A 24531-nucleotide genomic window follows, 5' to 3' on the forward strand; every position below is an offset into this window, starting at 1 on the left:
GTCCACACTTATGGACATTATAACAATTCATTGTATTGTTTACAAGTTTACAGTGGTATCAAGGCAGAACGAATATATTATTTTCTCTTTGACCTTCATGCCTGTGAGCTGTTCCAGTACATCCGCATATTTATCCAGCTGGACATGATACTTCCGAACCAGTTCCTCAGATTTTTTGACCGAATCGGTCTTGTAATCCATAAGCACTATCTGTCCGTCCTCTATGAAATATGCATCTATTATTCCCTGGACAACTATCGTCTCATCGGTCTTATCTTTTTCAGAACGCCCAAGTATCTCTCCTGGTGTCATCATCATATAGAACTGCCTTTCCCTGTAGAGATCACCGCGCAGATCTGCTGCCGCCATCCTCTGCCCCAGACTGCTTCCAAGCATTTTCACTATCTTATCCGCTTTTATCTTCTCCCTGTAACCGTCATCGAATAAGCCAAGTCCAAATATGCGTTCCACATCTGCGTATATTCCTGCTTCTGTGGTCTGCCTGAAGTCTGCAAGCTCCATTATCTTGTGGTATACGGTTCCTATTTCATTTCCCGCTATGGTTTTCTCACCGCTCATGAACTTCGGAGCGGGAGCTGACTTTCTCTCAGCATACTTTCTCTCTCTGCCCATATCAATATACTCCGTGTCATCATACATTGCCTGAAGCTTTTTTATCTCCGTTATCGACATCTTGCTCTTGAGTCCGGAGGAGACGTGTCCGTATCTGAAATCTATGCCTTTTCTGATCTGTTCAAAAACTTCCTTATCTAACCCCTCTGTTTCATCCAAAATCTCCATTTCATCTGAGTTCTCAGTTTTCGATGTAAGCGAGACTGCATCTGTGTGCACAAAATCCGAGGATTTTATCTCATTAACATCGAGGAACTCTTCATGATCTATATAGCTAAGAGCCGTGTATATCCATGACAGAAAACTCTTTCCGTTAATGAGCGCCGCACTGCTCATCTCCGAACCAATCGCATAGATCCCACAGTTCTCCTTGAACTTGTCTAGGGATTTTGGACATCCCGTCATATACAGCTTTTCTTTTGCCCTTGTGAGCGCAACGTACAGTACGCGAAGTTCCTCCGCATAGTTCTCCACCCTCATCTCAGAGGCCATGACGTTTCTTAGGAATGTATCCCTCTTAACCCTGGCATCTGCATCTATAGCTGAAGCCGTAAGGTAATACTGCTGATGAACCAGCACTTTTTTCTGTACATCCTTCATGTTGAACGACTTTCCAAGCCCTGCAACAAACAGTACCGGGAACTCCAGACCTTTGCTCTTGTGCATAGTCATAACACGGACAACATCATCATTATCGCTTACTATATCCGCCTCCGCAAAATCAAGGGAATTGGTCTTAAGCTCATTTACATATCTGATAAAATTAAACACACCCTTACTATTTTTCTCAAAATCGTCAGCTTTCTTTATGAGCATATCGATATTTGCCTGTCTGCGCCTGCCCATAGGTCTTGCACCGACAAACCAGTAAAATCCCGTTTGGTCAAGAACATATCGTATGATATCGCTGAGCGACATAAAGTTCTTATTCTCCTTTAAATAGTCGAGCATGCCTACAAATGCTCTTACCTTCCCTATAAGCTTATCCTCATCACCGATGGCTGCGCTTGATTTCGCCATATCATCGAGCCCCGCGCACTCACCCTGACCTTCATCGTCGTGATTTTCAAGATAATCTATAAGTTTGTCATACAGGCGGACGTTGTAGTCTCTGCCGTCTATCTCATACCTTGTCCTGTATTCACCGACTATTCTGGCAAGCTCTTCCTCATCCATACCAACCATAGGGGATCTGAGAACCGCCGCAAGATCACCGTCTACATAACTGTTATCTATGACCGACAGCATACTGACAAGACAGCTCACCTCAACCGCACCAAAATAGCCGCTCTCACTCTGTATATAGATAGGTATTCCCTCGTCTTCAAACACCTGGTCAAATACAGTGGCGGAGCCTGATACACTTCTTAGCAAAATAACTATATCGCTGTACTCCACCTTTCTGACAGTACCATCGCCATCGTGGATATACATCGGATCGTCTCCATCTACAATCTCATGGATCTTATTTGCAATATACTTTGCCTCTATCTGCGCACAGCTGTAATCCTCATCCATATCTCCGGACACAGTATCCCCGTCTATCATGATAAGCTCTGATTTTGGTCCCTGATACACGTCACCTGGCTCGCTCATTCTGCCATGTGGATCTTCCAACGCATATTTTGAATTGAGTCTTGCAGCATCATCGTATTCTATGCCACCGATTTCTTTTCTCATAAGCTGTTCAAACAGTGCATTCACAGTCCTTAACACATTGATCTCACTCCTGAAATTTCTTGTCAGGATGATACAGTTTCCAATCATATCAGCAGATGCTTTATCATCATCGCCAAGCCTCTGATACGTATTGTACTTGCCGATAAACAGGTCAGGCCTCGCCATCCTGAACTTATATATACTCTGTTTTACATCACCTACCATAAAAGTGTTATTGATGTTCTCACCATGTCCAGCCACGCTTCCCAGTATGTACTCCTGAATAAAGTTGCTATCCTGATATTCATCGATAAATATCTCCCTGTATCTGAGGGATACCTCACGCCCCGCCTTCGACGGGACCGGTCTTCCATCCTCTATACCATCACACAGTATCCTGAATGCAAATTCCTCTATATCGTGAAATTCAAAGAGATTTTTGTCCATCTTGACTTTCATCAATTCATCCATATAGAGTTCTGTCAGATCAAGCAGCGCACCAAGAACCGGTGCGGTGATATTCAGCTGTCCTAGCACCTCATCCACTTCCGTTATTGCAGACATGAGTTCTGTTATCATGCCCTTATACACATCCCTGCGATTCTTCACAAATGCTTTCTTCTCAGGATCAGCATCCCTCGATGTTACAGCAAGGCTGTCAAAAGCGTAGTATATCTTATTTCCTGACGCATCCACAGAAACCTTTTCATTTTTCGGTCTCAATGATGCCTTATATATCTTTTTCAGCTCAAACAGATTAACACTTGAATGCGCGACCGGATCACACTCCCTAAGCATGTGGGTGAGCATCTCCGCATCCCTGTCCACCCTGTCGCCGTAAGATTTAAGTCCATATTCCTCAGTGGCGTACAACTGACATTCACACGCCATATCGTGTGCTATTTTCACCGTCTGGCGTGCCCTCTCTGCAAACAGTCTCACCATCGGAATGTTCATCACAGCATCACACTTCTCCTCAAATGAAGCGCCTTCCCTCACCTGAATGTCAAGTGCCGCTCTGGCATCTCTTATCCATCCATGACGATCCGGATAGCTTGATATGACCTGCATAAGGTGTGTCACAAGCGCCGGAACCTCGGTATCCCTCTCCTTCACGGCAAATGTCCTGACGAGCTTTATGAAACCCGGCACAAGGTTCTCGTCCTGATAACAGCTCTCCATGACCTTATCCATGACATCCTTCTTTATGATCTCCATCTCTGTTTTATCCGCTATGTCAAATGCAGAGTCCAACTGTACCTTTGCGAAATACTCCTTCACTATATGGAGACAGAAGCTGTCTATTGTGCATATCTCAGCATGGTTTATGAGTGTCATCTGCTTTATCAGGTGTTCATCATATATTCCGTTTGCCATATATTCATCTATCTTCTTCTGAAGTGCCGCACTTATCTTCTCCTTCATCTGGGCTGCCGCCGCATTGGTAAATGTCACAACAAGCAGTTCATCCACGTTTACCCTGTCCTGATCCGGCAGTTTGTTCCCATTAGAATCCACACCCAGAACCATCTCTATTATGCGCTCAACCAGAACAGCAGTTTTTCCCGAACCTGCTGCCGCAGCAACAAGAAGATTGCCAATCCTCGTGTCAATTACATGCGCCTGCTGTTTAGTCCAGCTTATCTTATTGCTCCCCATCTACGTCGCCCCCATTCTCTATATCTGTTACACCAAGTTCCACAGCCCTGCTCCTTAGCTGCTCAGCCTCCCCGCGGGCTGCCTTAAGAGCATTCTTAGCCTCCTCCAGAGCTGTTGTTGCACTTTCAAGGTTCTCACGCATCTTCGCAGTTGCCTTGTCCCCACGGCTCGTGACTTTTTCCTCCGCAGTTTCATATTTTTTGCTGGCACTGGCGAGTTTTTTCTCCGCAGACTTTATCTTTTTATCTGCCTCCGCGAGTCCGCTCAAAACCTCATCGATAGCCTTCTGACTGTCGTTATACGCCTTCTTTTCCCCATCATACATTTTGGAATATGAATTTCCGCCGTATTTGCTGTCGAACATACACACATGTCTGTATGAGCAATAGGTACACGCGCTTCTGTTCCCCTGCTTTACGGGATTGATGGCGATCTTACCGTCCGCTATGCATGTGCCAAGTCTATCTATGTTCCTGCGATTTGCCTCCATAAGCGCCTTTATCATAACCTCTTCCATGGCCTGCTTCCCCACCAGTGTTGCCTGTGTGCTGTCCATTATGCTAACTGCCCGACTGCTGCCATTGTATATTCCGGCATACTTCGACGCATCCAACAGCCCGCTCTCTATAGCATCCACCTGAAACCTGCCAAATGTCCGCTTCTCATCCGTGACCAGCTCCTGACTTTCCTCGTCGTATCTTATATCCCCGTCAAAGTCCGTCATGTCCACTATCGGATCATCAAATGTATAATACAAAAGACCGCCTACATGCACCTGCTCAGATGAGCGTCCAAGCTCATTCATCCTTCGTTTCTCAAGCTCATATGCAATAGCGCCGTAGGTCACAAGCTGCATCTGAAGTCCAGCCAGCACCCTGTCCTTATCAATCTTCTGATCTGATGATTTGTAGTCTATGATCTTGAAATAGACATCTCCGTCGCTCACATACTCGTCAACTCTGTCTATAACACCCTTAAGGCTCATCGTCATTCCGTTTGGCAGTTTGAATATATAGTTCTCTATGCCGTCTCCCAGCTTTGAGGTATCAAAGTATCTCTCAAAGTTCTCCGGATGCATATCTCCGCACAACACAAATGTTCTCAGTGTTTTCGCTGTTCTCACCGCGATATCCTCAAGGAACTTCTTCACATACGCCGCTCTGCTCGAATCCTCAAAGTATTCTGCCGCCTCATCATCCGCCGAGGCATCTACAAACTCCACAGCTCTGTCAGCAAGCTCTGTTTCCGTGATATCAGCCCAATTGTTACCGCATTTTGTCTTGATATATTCAAACATTTTCTGCATGGAGCTATGCAGAATGATTCCGACATTTGCAGCATTCAGCTGATATGTCTCCCTGTCCATAAGACCGAGTCCATACTGCAGGAAATATTTAAACTGACATTCTGCGTATTTTTCAAGTTTGGACACGCTCTCCGTGAGCTCTGTTCCATATAACAACCTCACAGTCTCCGGAGAGAGCGTCTTTGTCTCATTCACATAGTCATATCCGCTCTGCATGGCTCCAAGCCATGTCGCATACTCAGTGTTTCCTCCTTGCTGCTCTATAAGGCGTTTTACCGCCTGGAGTGTCCCATCACTGCCAACCTCATCATATCTGCTCACCAAATATCTGAGCGCTCCATTCACCGTCTCCGGTATCTGACTGTCAAGGTCATAATCCTCTATCTCTATGTCCGGGAAGATATTTCTTATCCTGTCGACGAGGTAGGACGGACCGACTGCGTTCATGTCCTCACCCATCTTTCTGAATACGATATACAGATTGTCTGACGGCTTTGTGAGGCTCGTGTATATATAGAACTGTTCTATATATGCATTTGTCTTGTCCGATGGTGCAAGTGTAACACCGCATTTTTCTAGATTCTGTCTGTCACCGTTTGAGAGTATCTTGCCCTTCTTAGCCGGCTTCGGTATTATCCCCTCATTCACGCCAGTGAAAAACAGAGCCTTCACATGATTCAGTCTCGATCTTGTCATGTCGCCCACAACTACTCTATCTATGGTCGGAGGAACGATCCCGATCTCCATATCTGATATTCCGGCCTCAAGGACTCCGGCATACTCCTTGACAGTCATCTTCTCATCGCCGAGTATTGTAACGACTTTGTCAAACAGAGCAACTATCTTGTCAAATATCTGACCGTACGCATCGCCCTCATCAAACAACTTTTCCTCGTACAATCTTTTTCTGCGCTCCTCAAGCTTTTCACACACATGCAGTTCATCGAGGAAGTTATAAAGCTCTTTGGTATAATTTGTGACAGTATCTTTGGAATTCGGGCTTGACGGCTTGTACACATCGATGCAATCTTCGCCAAATATTGACACTATCTGTCTCCTTATTGAATCCATCTCCTGCGCATAATCGCTGTTATTCTTGTCCGTTATCTCCTTAAGCCATGACTTATATCCCCTGAGATTGCGTTTTAAGGCATAGTTCTCCATGCGCTCAACATCCATATACGCCACCTCTGTCATGCCGGACTTGAGCAGCCTGAACACACTGTTAAACGAGAAATTATCAGACATGACAGCAAGGAATGCTCTCACTGTATCTGAACAAGGATCTCCCCTCAGTGCTGTATTCTCATCTATAAACACGGGGATCCTGTACTCGTCCATGGCCTGTCTGTAATACCCTGCCACATCATGAAGATCACCTGCTACAACAGCGATATCCTTGTATCTGTACCCCTTCTCCCTGACCAGTTTTCTGATCTGAGATGCAACATACAGAGCCTCATCTCTCGCCCTGTCTGTTCTCACGAGCTTTATACTGTCCGCCGCTCCATTTATCTTCTGATGAGGGTATCTGAATATGTTCCGCTCAAATGCCGCAAGACATGGATCATCCCTGAATCTGTATGGGATCTCCCCCTGTCCGCACATCACTACATTGTCCAGGATGTCAACGTGAACATCTGCCGCAGCCTTACATATAGCCGCTATGGTCTCCTTCGTCAGCCTGAACAGTTCATATTCCTTTGGTTTTGCGAGTCCTATCCTGTCCGGATCTATGTCAAATGCAAATGTTACACTTGCAGCATGACTCATAAGCTGTGTTACCAGTTTCATCTGCACCGGGGTAAACCCTGTAAATCCGTCAAAATACATATGACTCTTCGATATAAACTGCGACTTTTCAACATTTGCAGCTAGAAGCTGGGAGAGCTGCTCCGCCACGATATACTGGTCGTTTGCATTGTGCTCCTCGAACTTCTCATAGATGAGTCTTATGTCGTGGAGCTTCCTGTATGTTGAACTCTCACTGTCCATCTGCTCCATAGCCATATCTATCTCTTCCCTGTCCACCGCATACTGGAACAGCTCTGACATCATAGATTTCATCTCGTCTACAAATCCCATCTTGTCCATGTAATTGCCATACATGAGCAGATCATCCTGGTTCTCCATAAGGATACGCTTAACGAGCATACTTTTCCCAAAATCCTCAAGCACCTGCCCCGGATTGATGGATAACTCGTCAAACACTCTGTATGCAAGCCTGTTTAAACCTATGGCATCAATGTTCATAGAACCGTGTCTTGGATGCCTGGTGACTATATCTCTCTGTGCCTCCATGCTGAACTGCTCCGGAACTATGTACAGATAGCTCATATCATCATGCAGCATTGACTCCTCTATAATTGTTTTTAACATGTACTCTGTCTTGCCGGATCCTGCCGGTCCAAGGACAAACTGTACCCCCATATCTGATCCTCCTTGAATTAATGTCATAAATATTATCTGTCCTGAATAAAATGTATAAATAAATAGCAGGGAGAGCAAATAATGTCATCAACGAAATTAATAGTACTTAAATCAAAAGAACTTATATATACCGCAATCCTTCTGGCTCTTATTGTTGTATTTGTCATCATTCTCATAAACATGTTCAAACGAAATGACAAGTCTGACGGCAGCCAGTCTGGTCCCGCCAAAGCTGTCTCCGCCCCCGCCGATCCGGGAACTGGTATATATAATACCCGTTACACTCCAGGTACATATTCGTCACCTCTGATACTTGGAGAAAACACACTGTCAGTTATTGTAACCGTGGACGACTGCCAGATCACTGATGTGTCTTTCCAGCAGATGGGCGAAACCATAACCACCATGTATCCTCTCCTGGAATCGTCCCTCGAGGACATCAACACTCAGCTTCACTACATATCATCGGTGGACGATATAATTCCATCCGGCGACAGCACGTACACCACAAAACTTATCATCGACTCCATCAAAAATGCTCTTAAAGAAGCCGTTGTCAACTGATTGTTTTCCCTTTATAGAAAACGGACAGACTCATATGTAATTCTACTTTACATATTTATCTGTCCGTTTTTTTGTATACGTCTATGAAACATCTACTGCTTTGCCACGATATTGTCCTTATCCTTAAATATACTATGTGATGGAACATATCCCCTGACTCTTGATACAGGATATATATTGCTGAACGGACCTATTACCGTTCCAGGATTCAGCACGCTGTTGCAGCCGACCTCAACATTGTCTCCAAGCATAGCACCGAACTTTTTGAGACCCGTAGGTATGTCAAATGTCTTTCCGCATGCCATTCCCTTCACATGCACCAGAGTCTTGTCCGACTTTACATTTGATGTGATGCTTCCGGCTCCCATGTGGGACTTGAATCCAAGTATTGAATCTCCTACATAGTTATAATGTGGAACCTGTACATTGTTGAATATGATAACGTTCTTAAGCTCTGTTGAGTTTCCTATCACACAGTTCTCTCCGACTAGAACACTGCCCCTGATAAAGGCGCCAGGTCTCACCTCTGTACCTGCACCTATGATGGTCGGTGCAAGTATTGTTGCTGTTCCGTATACTTTGCAACTCTTGTGTATCCACACATTCTCGCTGACCTCATTGTACTCATTCTTATCGAGAGTTTTTCCAAGATTTAACACAAAATCCTTTATGAGAGGAAGAGCCTCCCATGGATATGTTAATCCCTCAAGCAGTGATCCTGCCATAGTCTGATCAAGTGAATAAAGCTCTTTTATTGTTACTGATGTCTGAATATCTTCCATTGTTTCTATTCTCCTTTTTTGAAACCTACATTTGTCTTCTATAATATGTGTCAAGCATCTTTTTTATCGGCTGTCTGCCTCTGTTTTGGCTCAGCGGACTTATCCACGTTTGCGCTTCCCTTTGCATCCGTTGATTTTTTCGCCTGGTTTACGCCGCTTTTTGCGTAATACGCTTTCGTCTTGTTAAACACTCCCGTTATTCCGCCCTGATTCTGTATCTGTTTCACTCGGTTGGTATACTGTGTCACATAAGTGGTCATCTTCTGTGTATATTCTTCCTTCGAAATCTGGCCTTCTGCCACACCCTCAAGTCCTTTTTCCCAGCTTGCAGTGAGATCCGCGCGCAGCAGACCATTTATGGAATAATAAACTATATCGTATATGATCTCGCCGAGAAATGTCGGTGTGACTATCTGTGTCTTCTTATTAAGTGATATATATTTATTTGTCTCAAGCTTAGTTATGATACCATCTCTCGTCGCACTGGTCCCTATGCCCGCACCCTTTATCTGTTCACGAAGATCTTCGTCCTCTATGAACTGTCCCGCATTCTCCATCGTCAGGATAAGGGATCCTGAGTTATATCTCTTAGGAGGCGATGTCTCACCCTCCTTTATCTCTATGCTCTGTACACTCAGCTTATCGCCCTTTTTGACATTTGCCAGACGCTCTATAAACTCCTGGCTGTACTTCGGCTCGTCCTTCTTCTTTGAAAAACTGTTGGCAGAGACCTTGAGATATCCCTCACTTATGAGGTACTTGAAATTGGCAAACAACTTTTCGCCGTTTTTTGTGAGTGTCATTGCGACCTTCTGATACTCCGCCGCAGGATAGAATATGCTTAGGAATCTCCTACATATTATCTCGTACACCTTGAGGGCAGTCGGCGCCAGACTCTTTAATGCACCAAATCCCTGTCCCGTAGGAATGATCGCATAATGGTCGGTTATCTGTTTGTCATTTACATACTTCGTCTTTGCTATACCCTTGTATGTACCGCTGTCCATAGCCCCTTGTGCCCATGCAGCCACAGGCTGGAAATTCTTCAGTCCCGAAATATTTCGTCCTATCTCCTTCGCAACCGCTGTGGAGAGGACTCTGGCATCGGTTCTCGGATAAGTCACCAGTTTTTTCTCATAAAGCTCCTGTACTATCTTGAGTGTGTCCGACGGGCTTATCTTGAACAGTGCCGAACAGTCATTTTGTAGTTCGGCAAGATTGTACAGCATCGGTGGCTGTTTCTTCTCTTTTTTCCGTTCAACTGACTCGGCCACAGCCTCCGGCGCTCCCTCATTCAGCTCCGCGAGCAGCTTTTCTGCATCCGCCCGTTCCTTGAAACCATTCTCCTTGTAAAGAAGAGGCGACTCGAAGTATTTCGTATCCTTAACGGCTTTCCACTCGGCATCAAAGGTCTGTCCTTCCTCGCCAACGCTTGCTACAAGTCTGTAAAATGGAGTCTTGACAAATTCTCTTATCTCTCTTTCCCTCTTCACTACTATGCCCAGAACACACGTCATGACACGTCCAACAGCTATGACACACCTATCCATTCCGAGATATCTCTGCACCACATTTGAAAACTTGAGCGAAAGCGCCCTGGAGAAATTGATACCCATAAGGTAATCCTCCTGCGCTCTCAGATATGCCGCATCGCTAAGGCTGTCATACTCAGAAAGAGGCTTTGCTTCTCTTATTCCCCTGAGTATCTCCTCCTCGGTCTGGGAGTCTATCCAAACTCTTCTCTTCTCCTTGCCGCTCACCTGCGCCATAGAATCCACAAGTCTGTATATATACTCTCCCTCTCGTCCCGAATCCGTTGCCACGTAGATGCATCCCACATCTTCACGGTTCAGCAGGCCCGCAACAATATTGAACTGTTTCTTTGTATTTGGAAGGATCTCATATTTGTATTCAGTTGGGATAAATGGAATCGTCGCCAAATCCCACTTCTTGAGAGCCGGATCATATGCATCCGGATAGCTCATAGTGATCAGATGTCCGACACACCATGTCACGATCGCCTTATCTGATTCCAAATAACCATTTCCGGCATTTCCCTTCACCCCCAGCACATCGGCAAACTGTCTTGCAACACTGGGTTTCTCTGCTATATATAAATTCTTCAAATTCTACTCCTGTTCCGGTGGCAATTGCCCGTTATTCTATCATCATGCAACCGCCCATAATACATCACAACACATCTTTATAATATAACAGAATTCTCGCCAAGGGGCAAGTGGGGACGGAGGTGCCTGTCCCCATCCATGTCCCAATACCGAATTGCTTCGCACTTCTCCACACGCATTGCGCGTTAACACAGAATTGCTTCGCACTTCGTGCTCCCGCATTTCTGCGCGGCATTCACACTCCGACCTATCGGCCTTCGTGTTCATGTCGCGTCATCCCGTCAAATGCGCTACATGCCGCGAGCAAGCTCTCGCATGTGCGCGCTTGACGGGATTATAACGCGCAAAAAGCACCCCGCCTGCGACATGCGCAGACAGGATGCCTCTAAACTGATTTATATTGAATTTAGTAGGATTAGCAAACTCAATCTATGTCTTACTGCTCGAATAACAGCTGCTCGTATGTTGGGAATGGCCAAGCTGTCTTTGGAAGCTCCTTCTCAAGCTCATCAGCTGGCTTTCTCACTGTGTCAAATGCTGCAAATACTGTGTTGTGGAAGTACTTAGCCCAAGCCTCTGTATCTCCCTCGTAATCTGCTGCCTTTGTAACCAGCTCCTCAAGGGCTACTGTAGCGCTCTTGAGCTCTGTGAGCTTCTCTGAGATGGTGTTCAGAAGTGATACCTGAACTGTAGGATCAATTCCGAGAGCCTTGATCTCAGCTGCACCCTTTGCAAGCTCTGCCTGATATTCCATAACTGCAGGAATGATCTCCTCATTAGACATCTCTATCATAGTGAGTGCCTCGATGTTGATCTTCTTTGCATAGTTCTCAAGCATTACATCAGCTCTCGCCTCAAGCTCTGCCTTATCCATAACTCCAAGATCCTCAAAGATCTTAACGCTCTTGTCTGCTGCAAGATAAGGAACAGCATCAACCATGCACTTGATATTTGGAAGACCACGCTTTGCTGCCTCCTCAACCCACTCGTCTGAGTAACCATTGCCATTGAAGATGATTCTCTGATGTGCTGTGAGTTCTCTTCTGATGAGTGCCTTGCATGCTGTCTCGAAATCGTCTGCACCCTCAAGCTCATCTGTCATCTTCTTGATCTGATCTGCAACTATTGTGTTAAGTACCATCATTGGGAATGCGATGGACTGCGTTGAACCAACCATTCTGAACTCGAACTTGTTACCTGTGAATGCAAATGGTGATGTTCTGTTTCTATCTGTGGCATCCATTGTAAATGTAGGAAGTGTTGATGCACCTGATACATATGTCTTGCCCTTTGGTGACTCTGTAGCCTCCCCCTTCTCGATGATCTGCTCAACGATCGACTGGAGCTGTTCTCCAAGGAATGCTGAGATGATTGCTGGAGGTGCCTCGTTAGCTCCAAGTCTGTGATCGTTTCCTGCTGATGATGCTGAAAGTCTCAGGAGCTCAGCGTTGTTATCTACTGCTGCCAGAACTGCTGCAAGGAAGAACTGGAACTGAAGATTTGTCTCAGGATGCTTGCCTGGATCTATAAGATTCTCACCCTCGTCTGTTGAGATAGACCAGTTGTTGTGCTTACCTGAACCATTTACACCGGCAAATGGTTTCTCATGAAGTACACACTCGAGGTCATGCTTTGCAGCAATCTTCTTCATAGTTGCCATAACCAGATGGTTCTGATCTGTGGCGATGTTTGTTGTCGAGAAGATTGGAGCAAGCTCATGCTGTGCAGGAGCAACCTCATTGTGCTGTGTCTTTGCAAGGATGCCGTACTTCCACAGCTCCTCGTTCAGCTCTGTCATGTATGATGCAATCTTATCCTTGATCGCTGCGAAATACTGATCATCAAGCTCCTGTCCCTTTGGAGGCATTGCTCCGAAAAGTGTACGTCCACAGAGCTTAAGATCTGTTCTCTTTGCAAATTTCTTCTTATCTATCAGGAAGTACTCCTGCTCAGGACCAACTGATGAAGTAACCTTCTTGGCTGTTGTGTTGCCGAACATTGTAAGAGCCTTAAGGGCTTCCTTGCTGATGGCATCCATTGAACGGAGAAGAGGTGTCTTGTAGTCAAGTGACTCTCCTGTATATGATGTGAATGCTGCCGGGATACAGAGGATACATGTTCCCTCATCTGTTGTCTTTACAAATGCTGGTGATGTACAATCCCATGCTGTATATCCTCTTGCAGCACATGTCTCACGAAGACCGCCTGAAGGGAATGATGAAGCATCCGGCTCTGACTTGATGAGTTCCTTGCCTGTGAACTGAAGGATAACGCCGCCATCACCGACTGTGCTTACGAATGAGTCGTGCTTCTCTGCTGTTGTCTCTGTAAGTGGCTGGAACCAATGTGTATAATGTGTTGCACCAAGCTCCATTGCCCATTCCTTCATGGCTGCTGCAACTGAATCTGCGATTGATGTATCGAGAGGCTCGCCCTTGTCAATAGTCGCCTTGAGTGACTTGTAAACTGCTTTTGGAAGTCTCTCTCTCATGACCTGATCTGAGAATACGTGTGAGCCAAATACGGCCGAAATTTTGTTCATCATAATTACTACTCCTTTTCCTGATTAAAATGAATCCTTAACGTATCCTCAAAAAAAGAGAAAGGTGTCCTCCTTCTTGAGAACACCTTTGTCCATTTCGTATCATTTAATTGTTGAATATAAAATACTCTATATTCTTTTAAAAATCAACCCCTAATTTTAAAAAAATTATAAATAGGGTTTCAAATACTCCACCAATTCATAAACCTTTGTTCATGGTGCCTAATCAAATATAAACCACTCTGTCCTCATCCACACAGTAGCACGCCAGCTTTCCGCCCCTATATCTCTCACCATTTCCACAGTCGAGATCCATATAGTAAGGCGTCTTGTAAACGTTGTAAGAATGGTCTTCATTAAGCCTGTTCGTCGTAACATGTCCGCAGAACACATACCTGTCAAATGCCTTCTTGTCTGCAAATGGAACATTATGGATATCAGGTGAGATGAGAAATCTGTACTCATCTCTTCTCGCTGCATTCATAATAGACTCAGTGATATTGATGGTCCTGTCAGCATTTCTGATGTATGAGCCGCAATGAATACCTGAATGAGTAACAACACAACCTCCGTACTTCGGCGACTTGATCTCAGTATAATGTGGCAGATGTGCCAGAAACCCATGCAGCTTCATCTGATCATCCACATTGAGCTTCTTGATATCTCTGACTGTTCCACCACCGCCGAATATGATCCACTGTCTCTCTGACATGCTTCCATCTATGTACATCTGGGCAAACAGCTCATGGTTACCCTTTATGAACTGCATGGAACCATCCACAAGATAGTCCGACATAAACTCGAGAAGGGGAATTCCCTCATCGTTCCAGTCGAATATGTCCCCCATGACTATCATTTGATCCGTGGCTGGGTCAAAGCTTATCTTTTTCAACATTTTTTTAAATGATATGACATCCCCGTGAATGTCGGATATGAGATATAGCATTTATTCTTCCTTTGACAATCATTATATTATTCCAGTCTCTTAACAAGCTCCTCATATATCTCCTCAGCGACCGCCAGTTTGTACGCAAGCCTGGTAGGCTGAGGCGGAAGTTCAACATAATACGTCCGCACATCGCCATCTATATCTATGGCAAAATACACCTGTCCCGGAACTGACGCGTCAGGATTTGCCGGATCCACATTGCCCATGGTTCCAGTCACGCCGATCCCTATATTCGCATTATATGCCTTCCTGCACGCCTGCGCCATGGCACCTGCGGTTTCATTTGAATAGACTGTATACCTATCTATAATCTCCGCCGGAACCCCCTGCATGATCTTCGCCTCATTGCAGTAGGTGACAAATGCGCCCTTAAGCACAGCAGATGAACCTTCCGTGTCTGTTATGAGGGATGCTATCTGCCCAGAGGTCGCAGACTCCATGGTTGTGATGGTGAGGTGCCTCGATATAAGGAGCTGGGTGAGATGGCTGTAGTTGGATCTGATCTTTTTGTCGTCATATACCTTATCATTTGAAAAATTATCCATATTATCCTGGTGTCTGTTATCTTCATATTTCATATAATTCATCTTCTTTTCTTGTACCAAAGCCTTATTCAGCTTACTGTTCACTGTTATCTTCTCCTGATGACATTTCAGCATCTATTTCATCATCATCGTATCCCATTTCCTTAAATTTCTGTCTGTATGCATCATCTATCTTTTTTTCCTCTGCTTCTTTAAATTTATTCATCTTATCTACTAACTCTTTATAATTAACAGGGGCACCTTTTTCCTGTACAGAAGCAATTACATTGTTCATTTCATCTCTATATTTTAAGATACTTTTTTCAACCTCACTGTCCGATTCAATAAGATATGCCACATGAGCCCTATCTTTATTCTGAGTCACTTCCAATACCTTCATATAGTTTATAAGTGTTTCCAATTCATCCTGTATACCGCCGATATATGTCATCATGATCTTATTTTTAAATTCAAGTTCTTGTATCCTTTCCTCCTCGCTACTAAAATTGCATTCCATATCAGGATAGGACTCTACCGGAATGATAAGTGCCCTGATCGCAATAAACAATACGATAACGTTTACCAGGTCGAATATAGTAAATAAGCTGGAATACCCAGCGCCGATTCCAGTCTCAGATATCACATCAATCACCAACATTAAAAACATAAACATCGCAGTCCAGATCAAAACCATCATTCTGCGTCTTGAATACTCAGACACCTTTTTCAAAGCATATATCATTATTACAACTATAATCAGGAAACTCACATACATTGCCAGCAGATATGGATTCTTGAACGCCTGTATTCCTGTATCGGAAACACCCACAAAACCTATCAAATCAAATAAATTATAGTCAACTGACGCCACTGCCATCTTCACCGTTTTGTAGAATATAAATACCGGGATTCCGATGGCTACAACCAGTTTCCAAAGAATTGTAAATAGATTTCTATCATCTTTATCCACGAGCAATGTATATACTACAAATGCAATTGCAGATGACAAATATAGCATGATAAGGTAGGCGTCTACATATCCCATATGTATCCAACTAGAAGGATCCGCAGAATCAAGCACCACATCAGCCCTAAAATATATACAATAAAATATCGATCCAAAACTGCCCATATTATATATAGTTACATATAAAAGCCAGCCAAATGCTGTGCTAAAGTACTGCTTTAAATTCAAACATAAAACAAATCCCAAAGCTGCATTACACAAAATAACTGCCATCTGATATTTCACATGAACAGATAATACAATCCAAACAGGCAACGCCAACATGATAACTAAATATCCTATAGTAGTCCATTTCCGGCTTTTGTCCGAGTCCTTATCTATGAAGTCAAAATTCTTATGAACAACGTTGTATATAATCTCATAAGGAATCAACATTATTATAACCCCAATGATCATATAGCTCTTTCTTTCATCAAACCACCACTTGATAAAGGATGATATCCCCACTTCATCACTAGCTGATTCATCCATAATTTCTCTGAATATCACATAATCCTTCACCAGAAATGCTATTGCCAGAAGTACTGCGATAACGCACACCGTGATCTTATATTTCCTTGATGTTACGTGGGTGTTATCATCTTCATTTGTAGCAGCATCCACGGCCGCATTTTCTTCAACTAAGTTTTCTTTACTCATCTCTCTGCACCTCTCATCTTTTGTATTGTAGCCTATAAAACTATATGCCACTTTTTATAATATAACCCATTATAGACAAAATTGCATCACCAATGCCACAGTCATTTATGTATAAATATAGCGTGATGTCTTTGCCAAATATGAGGTATATATAGTATTCATTTTCGGAATAAATTACCCTCTTCATCCACGCCACAATCCGAATTACCTTTCGGATCATCAGAAATTATATATGTCTCCTAACGATTTTGCTTACTTGTTATTTATGTTATAAATCCATATTAACACTTCAAAAACCACGAGATCACTAGGGGGAGTAGGTTTATAGTACATAAAAAAGACCTGAAATCATACGATCTCAAGTCTTTTTTATAACCACTGGCCGTTCGCCTTGATATCACTCAAAGCATCAACGACTCTTACTTACTAACCTTCCTGAAGTTCTTCTTTCCACGTCTCACAACAACGCCCTCTCCGTCGAACTTCTCCTCTGGAATTGTAGTCTGGACATCTGTGATCTTCTCGCCGTCCACAGCAACACCGCCCTGCTCTACGGCACGTCTGCCCTCGTTACGTGATGTTACAAGTCCTGACTTTACGAGAACTGACACAATATCGATCGAGCCGTCCTTGAAGTCATCTGCTGCAAGTGTTACTGATGGCATGTCTGCTGCAACGCCCTTTGAGAACAGTGCTCTTGCGCTCTCCTGTGCCTTAGCAGCCTCCTCCTCGCCGTGTACAAGCTTTGTGAGCTCGTATGCAAGGATCTCCTTTGCCTGGTTGAGCTGGCTGCCCTCCCAGTTGTCCATCTTGTCAATCTCCTCAAGTGGAAGGAATGTGAGCATACGGATGCACTTCAGGACATCTGCATCTGCGACATTTCTCCAGTACTGATAGAACTCAAATGGTGAAGTCTTATTAGGATCAAGCCATACAGCACCCTTCTGTGTCTTACCCATCTTCTTGCCCTCTGAGTTGAGAAGGAGTGTGATCGTCATGGCATATGCGTCCTTGCCAAGCTTTCTTCTGATAAGCTCTGTACCGCCGAGCATGTTGCTCCACTGGTCGTCACCGCCAAACTGCATGTTGCAGCCGTACTTCTGGTACAGTGCGTAGAAATCGTAACTCTGCATGATCATGTAGTTGAACTCAAGGAAGCTGAGTCCCTTCTCCATACGCTGCTTGTAGCACTCTGCGCGGAGCATGTTGTTTACTGAGAAGCAGGCTCCCACATCACGGAGAACATCAACATAGTTAAGATCAAGAAGCCAGTCTGCATTGTTGACAAGGAGTGCCTTGTCCTCTGAAAAGTCGATGAATTTGCTCATCTGCTTCTTGAAGCAGTCAACGTTGTGCTGGATAGTCTCCTTTGTCATCATCTGTCTCATATCTGTACGGCCTGATGGATCACCGATCATGGCTGTACCACCGCCTATCAGCGCGATAGGCTTGTTGCCTGCCATCTGAAGTCTCTTCATCAGACAGAGCGCCATGAAATGGCCTACATGCAGGCTGTCCGCAGTCGGATCAAATCCGATATAGAATACTGCCTTACCATTATTTACCAAATCTCTAATTTCATCTTCATCTGTTGTCTGCGCTATAAGCCCTCTGGCTACAAGCTCGTCATAAATCTGCATGTCCTATAGACCTCCTACATTTTTTGTATATCTCTTTATATCTGTCGCAGTCATTTATATCATAGTAATATCTCTTATCAATATAAATTTACAATAAATCACCACACAGACAGATATTATAACATTTAACCATGTCAGGTGACAAGTAAGTTCAACCATAAATATAATCGTTTTATAATATTATCTGCCTACTTCCTCTGCAGTTTCAGTCTCCTGCCGATTCCGGCTGCCATGGCGGCAAGCAGAAAAATGTACGGCGTCGTCAGCGACTGGTTGAGGTTGAATAACGCCTGAACAGCATAACCGGCTATTCCAAGAGCAACTGCAATGCACGCACAGAAATCATGGTCAGACGAACTGAATGCCGTCCTTATCATACTGACAAATGCAGACACGATAAGTCCAACGTATGTCACCGCGCCGAGTACTCCCGTGGTTACCAAATACTGCAGATACTCATTGTGGGCATTATCATACACGACCCCCACCTTGGATATCATCTCATCATAATATCCGGCTGTCATTATGCTCTTGACAGACTCATTTCCGTATCCGAACAGCTTATTTACCAATGGGAACTCCTTGTACGTGCTGACAAGCCTGCTCCACACATATCCACGGTAATTACCCCATGAATCGTCAAATCTGAATATCCCATCGGCCTTCACCGAGCTGAAAATGACCGCGCACACTATTCCTGCAATCACAAGGACCGAACATACCACAAGTGAGATCTTCCCTGACCTATTAAATGTGTTACCATTCGAATCTTTCCTTGACAGTCTAAGTCTCGATACTGCATAGATCACGATACGGATCACCGCAAGCACACCAGAAGCCACTGCTATCAGTTCCGTATTTCTCGCAAAATTACTTATACCATCTAACTTTGCGATACTCTCCGGCGTTGTCTTAAGAAGCAGACTCACCGCAAGAAATCCAAGTGACATCACAAGCATCAGTTCCACAAATTCCTTTATCCTTCCACGGTATGTTGAAACCAGGAGCAATATCGCGGCTGCTGCACAGACACCTGCATACGCCAGATCTGCATTTGTCACAACTGTCGCAGCCGCCCCTGTAAATACCGCAGTCCAGGCGGAGAGCTTCACCCAATTGAACTTCCATGTGGCATCACCATCATATATCCTACGGTCGTCAAGCCCCACACCAAATCCGACAGGGATCAGCACGCACAGAAAGCTTGCAAATATATCTATATTGCCAAATGTCGATATGTATATATCCATTATGCTGGATGCTAGCCCGTCCCTTATTCCAAGGAAATCTATACCGACATACTGAAAAACCGCGATTATACACGTAAATGAACCGACACACAGAAATGCCGGGAACACACATTTTCTAAGACGCAGGCCGCGTCCCATACAGACATACAGGAGCATGGCAAGGATCATAAACTGAAGTCCGCACCTTCTGCCCTCCTCGCCAGTATAGGCGGCCATTTTATCTGATGCCATCACAAACGCAAGTACATTGGCTACGAAAAAGCCAGCCATGAACCAGTCCGTTGCAACATAGCTTTTTCTGTACTTAAACATCACAAATGGCTTTTTCCCGTCAAACACATCGAGCAGCACTGCCAGCACCATGAGCACCGCGTACACACACAGCGCCACCTCAAATGCCTTGTACTTAGTTAGTGTGATGTCAAAATATTTGTCGTGCATTATGAGTGGATACAGAGTTCCCATATATAACAGAAATATCGTGCTGAGCCAGTCCTGCGCCGTCCCGGAATCATCAGATTTTTTCTTACGAATCTTATCCATTTCGAGTCTCCTTTTAAAGCAGTGGCGATAACAGGTTGAGCAGCGGTCCTATCAGGGACACCTTGCTTATGTTATTTCTACACCAAAGTATGTCTATCTCCTCCGACTCCTCAAATGTTGCAAACATATCATTCTTGACATCCGCTATCGCCTTGCAGTCATAGAGCAGGGCGCCACACTCAAAGTGGTGATAGAAGCTTCTGTTGTCCATATTGATCGACCCCACCGACGCAAGCCTTCCGTCCATAATAAGTGTCTTGGAATGTATAAATCCAGGTGTATACTGGTATATCCTCACGCCAGCAAGAAGCAGCTCCTTGTAGTTGGACTGTGTCATCTTGTATATATACTTTTTATCCGGTATGGCTGGTGTGACTATTCGCACATCCACGTCTCTCTTGGCTGCAAGCTTGAGTGCCGTCATCAGCTCATTGCACACTATCAGATACGGGGTAAATATGTATATATACTCCTGCGCATCATTTATCATCTGAATATAGAGATTTTCTCCGACATTCTCTCCGGTCAGCGGACTTGACTTATAAGGCTGTACATAGCCATCCTCTATATTTGAAAAGTCCACCTCCGGCTTATAACTCAGGTAGCTTCCCTCCGAATATCTGAAATAATTCCACATCTGGAGGAACATGACTGTGAAGCTCCAGGCACCCTCGCCCTCAAGTCTCACTCCGCTGTCCTTCCACCTGCCGTACTTTGTTATGCGATTGATATACTCATCCGCCATATTGTATCCGCCGGTATGGGCGATCTTGCCATCTATGACCGTTATCTTCCTGTGATCTCGGTTGTTGAATATCGTTGCAAAGAAAGGCACGACCTGATTGAACGCCATACATTTGATTCCGTATGACTCAAGCTCCTTCCAGTAATACTTTGGCACATTGAACACCGATCCTATGTCATCATACATGAATCTTACATCGAGTCCCTCTGCAGCCTTTCTCTTGAGGATCTCCAGGATCGTATCCCACATATATCCCTTATCAACGATGAAATACTCCATGAAGATGTATTTCTCAGCACTCTCCAGATCCCTGATAAGGTCATCCATGACATCATCGCCGATTGCATAGTATTTTACATTTGTATGCTTATAAAGGGGGGCCTGTGCCACATGCTCCATGTAATTGCATATTCTGTACGTTGGCTCGCCCTTGATATCTGCTGCCTGGCAGACATTTGCGCCCTTCACATTCTCATACACTTCCTGCTGCATAACTCTGAGCATGTTCTTCTTAAGCCTCTTCGGTATGAGCACATGTCCATAAAGCACATACATTAAACCTCCTAGTACAGGAAACAGCAGTATCGGCACCATCCACGCCATTTTGATCATCGGGTTGGTATCCTTTGTTATGAGATGAAATACAACTATCACGCTCAAAAGCTTCAATATTCCTGAGATGTAAATGTACCTTTCCTGCAGAATTATAATTCCAAATATCATCACTGCAAGCTGCAGGACGACCAAAAAACATGTTATCACCATTCTGCTGAGAAGTTTGTTAAGTATTTTCTTCATTCACGTATAACTTCCTTTTCTACAAATGATTACTGAACTGAGATCACCTTGTAGTCCTGATCCTCAACCGCCTTTGTGAGAACAGCGTCATCTACATCAGCATTTAGTGTAACTATCGCTATACCCTTCTCGTGGCTTACCTCGGCCAGATCGACCTGTGGCAGAGCCTCCAGGCACTTCTTGACTCTTGCCTCACAGTGTCCGCACATCATACCCTCTATCTTCATTGTCTTCTTCATATCATCATTTCCTTTCTCATTTTCAATTCTATGATTATTTTCAATTATATAATTATTCTCAGTGTTATCACTGTCATTTCCCTTGCGACCTGATCCTTCATCTTTTACTCCTACAGATCCGCTTCTATATTTTTCCTTGATCCTGTATCTATTATTTTTATCATAAATATCAGCCAAATTCAACCTCAGCGCGTTTGTTACTACACAAAAACTTGAAAGGCTCATGGCAAATGCTCCAAACATTGGATTTAAAGTCCATCCAAATATCGGTATCCACACACCTGCTGCAAGAGGTATACCGATTATATTGTAGATAAATGCCCAGAAGAGGTTCTCCTTGATATTTCTCATTGCTGCCATGCTGAGCCTTATCGCCGCAGGCACATCCAGCAGTGAACTCTTCACAAGAACTATATCGGCAGCATCTATGGCGATATCTGTTCCCGCCCCTATTGCAATTCCAATGTTTGCCCTCGTGAGCGCAGGCGCATCGTTTATTCCGTCGCCGACCATTATGACATTTGCATCGTCCATGAGCTCTCTGACGACCTTCTCCTTGCCATCAGGAAGCACTCCGGCGATAACTCTGTCTACTCCGACCTGGGCTCCGATCGCCTTTGCAGTCCTCTCATTGTCACCTGTGAGCATAACTATCGAGAGTCCCATCTTCTGCATCTCCTCTACAGCCTTCCTGCTCTCCTCCTTCACAACATCCGCAACAGCGATTATACCAAGCACCTTTCCGTTTCCAGATTCCGGCTTGCCGGCAAAGAACATCGGTGTCTTTCCATGTTCTGCCAGCATGTCAGCCTGAACGTCCATCTCATCCGGGATCGTTGCTGATTCGCTTATATATTCTCTGTTTCCTCCCACCATCACCATTCCATCTACCACTCCGGAAAGTCCATGTCCCGGAGCTGCCCGGAACTGTGTGACACTGATGTCTTTTGTCTCCCTGGCATCACTGTACGCAGGATTGTCATTCCACTCGTCAACTATGGCCTTTGCCAGAGGGTGTTCACTCTTTCCTTCAAGCGCCGCTGCCAGCATGATAAGTCTTTCATTAGTTATACCCTCCGCGGGTATTATATCCGTAACAACCGGAGTACCCTTTGTTATTGTTCCCGTCTTATCGAGGACGACTATTCCTGTCTTGCCTGTCTCCTCCAAAGCTGTTGCAGTCTTAAACAGGATACCGTGCTTTGCACCCATTCCATTTCCAACCATGATCGCAACCGGTGTGGCAAGTCCCAGCGCACAAGGGCAGCTGATCACAAGTACAGATATTCCTCTCGCCAGCGCGTAGCCAACTTCCTTTCCGGCAATAAGCCATACGATCATAGTAACCACTGCAATAGCGATGACCACCGGCACGAACACCCCTGATACCTTGTCTGCTATCTTGGCTATCGGTGCCTTCGAAGCCGCTGCATCACTGACCATGTTGATGATTTTGGACAATGCAGTGTCACTTCCAACCTGTGTAGCCCTGCACTTCAAATATCCCGACTGGTTTATGGTTGCCGCCGACACCCGGCTTCCCTTGCTCTTGTCCACCGGTATGCTCTCACCCGAGAGCGTAGACTCATCCACTGCAGAATCTCCATCAAGTACGATTCCATCAACAGGAATGCTCTCTCCTGGTTTCACCACAAATATATCTCCGACAGCCACCTCGTCTATGCCCACCGCAACCTCCGCTCCGTCTCTTATGAGAACAGCAGTCTTAGGTGCAAGATCCATAAGTCCTTTTAAAGCATCCGTTGTACGTCCCTTGGAATATGCTTCAAGCGTCTTTCCAACGGTTATAAGAGCGAGTATCATGGCGGCAGACTCAAAATAAATGTCATGCATGAGTGTCATGACCTGAGCATCATCTCCCGCGGTCTGTGCCGCCGTCATGGCAAAGAGCACATATACACTGTATATAAATGATGCTCCGGAACCCATGGCGACCAGTGTATCCATGTTTGGAGCTCCGTGTATAGCACCCTTAAATCCACTGACAAAGAACTTCTGGTTGATGATCATCACCAATATGGTGAGAAGCATCTGTGTAAGTCCCATTGCCACATGGTTGCCGTCAAAGAACGATGGCAGCGGCCAGTTCCACATCATATGTCCCATTGATATATACATCAGAGGGATCAATATTATGACAGATGCCACAAGTCTTATCTTCATCTTTGACAGAGCCGCATCGCTCTCCGACTGTCCACCGCCCGAAGTCTTGTCGCTGCTTTTCGTCTGCGCTCCGCCATCTGCTGGAGAAGCGCCATATCCCGCTTTCTCCACGGCTGATATAATATCATCCCTTGAAGCAGTTCCGTCCACCATCATGGAGTTTGTCAGAAGATTGACCTGACATGTACTTACACCATCGACCTTGGAAACCGCCTTTTCTACTCTCGCACTACATGCACTGCAGCTCATTCCTGTCACATTGTATTTGTCCAATGCACACACCTTCTTTCTG

The 24531-nt window shown here is 44.8% G+C and carries 13 protein-coding genes; 1 reads left to right on the plus strand and 12 read right to left on the minus strand.

Features of this window, described 5'->3' with window-relative positions; all coding sequences use genetic code 11:
* Nucleotides 1–39: 39 nt before the first annotated feature.
* Both addA and NQ536_RS08930 read right to left on the minus strand, forming a co-directional pair.
* Entirely contained in the window at nt 40–3951 is a 3912-nt protein-coding gene (addA, locus tag NQ536_RS08925; protein ID WP_004849099.1) for a helicase-exonuclease AddAB subunit AddA, read from the minus strand.
* Nucleotides 3938–7687 (minus strand): PD-(D/E)XK nuclease family protein, encoded by a 3750-nt coding sequence (locus NQ536_RS08930; RefSeq protein ID WP_155803764.1) that lies wholly within the window; start codon nt 7685–7687, stop codon nt 3938–3940. Before NQ536_RS08930 ends, addA begins: the two co-directional genes overlap by 14 nt.
* 81 nt (nt 7688–7768) lie before the next feature.
* Here NQ536_RS08930 and NQ536_RS08935 point away from each other — a divergent pair, with 81 nt between their 5' ends.
* Nucleotides 7769–8251: a hypothetical protein gene (locus NQ536_RS08935; RefSeq protein WP_004849103.1), complete on the plus strand. Its 483-nt coding sequence runs from the start codon at nt 7769–7771 to the stop codon at nt 8249–8251.
* A 92-nt stretch (nt 8252–8343) separates the two neighbouring features.
* Here the strand turns inward: NQ536_RS08935 and NQ536_RS08940 are convergent, their stop codons facing one another.
* The 10 genes from NQ536_RS08940 to NQ536_RS08985 form a co-directional block, all read right to left on the minus strand.
* On the minus strand, nt 8344–9033 hold the full coding sequence (locus NQ536_RS08940) for a GlgC family sugar phosphate nucleotidyltransferase (RefSeq protein ID WP_022059537.1): 690 nt from the start codon (nt 9031–9033) through the stop codon (nt 8344–8346).
* Between the two features lie 50 nt (nt 9034–9083).
* The gene (locus tag NQ536_RS08945; protein ID WP_004849107.1) at nt 9084–11159 is read right to left on the minus strand and encodes a DNA topoisomerase; all 2076 of its coding nucleotides are present in this window, start codon (nt 11157–11159) and stop codon (nt 9084–9086) included.
* A gap of 436 nt (nt 11160–11595) precedes the next feature.
* Entirely contained in the window at nt 11596–13704 is a 2109-nt protein-coding gene (locus NQ536_RS08950; RefSeq protein WP_004849108.1) for a glutamine synthetase III family protein, read from the minus strand.
* Between the two features lie 223 nt (nt 13705–13927).
* Entirely contained in the window at nt 13928–14596 is a 669-nt protein-coding gene (locus NQ536_RS08955) for a metallophosphoesterase family protein (protein WP_238045963.1), read from the minus strand.
* Between the two features lie 77 nt (nt 14597–14673).
* Nucleotides 14674–15279, minus strand: a complete 606-nt coding sequence (locus tag NQ536_RS08960) for a CinA family protein (protein ID WP_227135503.1) — start codon at nt 15277–15279, stop codon at nt 14674–14676.
* Nucleotides 15269–16840 (minus strand): hypothetical protein, encoded by a 1572-nt coding sequence (locus NQ536_RS08965; RefSeq protein ID WP_004849113.1) that lies wholly within the window; start codon nt 16838–16840, stop codon nt 15269–15271. Before NQ536_RS08965 ends, NQ536_RS08960 begins: the two co-directional genes overlap by 11 nt.
* A gap of 419 nt (nt 16841–17259) precedes the next feature.
* Nucleotides 17260–18480: a tyrosine--tRNA ligase gene (gene tyrS, locus NQ536_RS08970; RefSeq protein ID WP_004849116.1), complete on the minus strand. Its 1221-nt coding sequence runs from the start codon at nt 18478–18480 to the stop codon at nt 17260–17262.
* Nucleotides 18481–18668: 188 nt separating this feature from the next.
* A complete protein-coding gene (locus tag NQ536_RS08975) occupies nt 18669–20273 on the minus strand; it encodes an O-antigen ligase family protein (protein WP_004849117.1) in 1605 nt (534 codons plus the stop codon).
* 13 nt (nt 20274–20286) lie between these two features.
* Nucleotides 20287–21816: a cardiolipin synthase gene (gene cls, locus NQ536_RS08980; protein WP_004849119.1), complete on the minus strand. Its 1530-nt coding sequence runs from the start codon at nt 21814–21816 to the stop codon at nt 20287–20289.
* A 29-nt stretch (nt 21817–21845) separates the two neighbouring features.
* The gene (locus NQ536_RS08985; RefSeq protein WP_044997752.1) at nt 21846–24512 is read right to left on the minus strand and encodes a heavy metal translocating P-type ATPase; all 2667 of its coding nucleotides are present in this window, start codon (nt 24510–24512) and stop codon (nt 21846–21848) included.
* Between the last annotated feature and the right edge of the window lie 19 nt (nt 24513–24531).

Source organism: Coprococcus eutactus (assembly GCF_025149915.1).
GTDB lineage: Bacteria > Bacillota > Clostridia > Lachnospirales > Lachnospiraceae > Coprococcus > Coprococcus eutactus.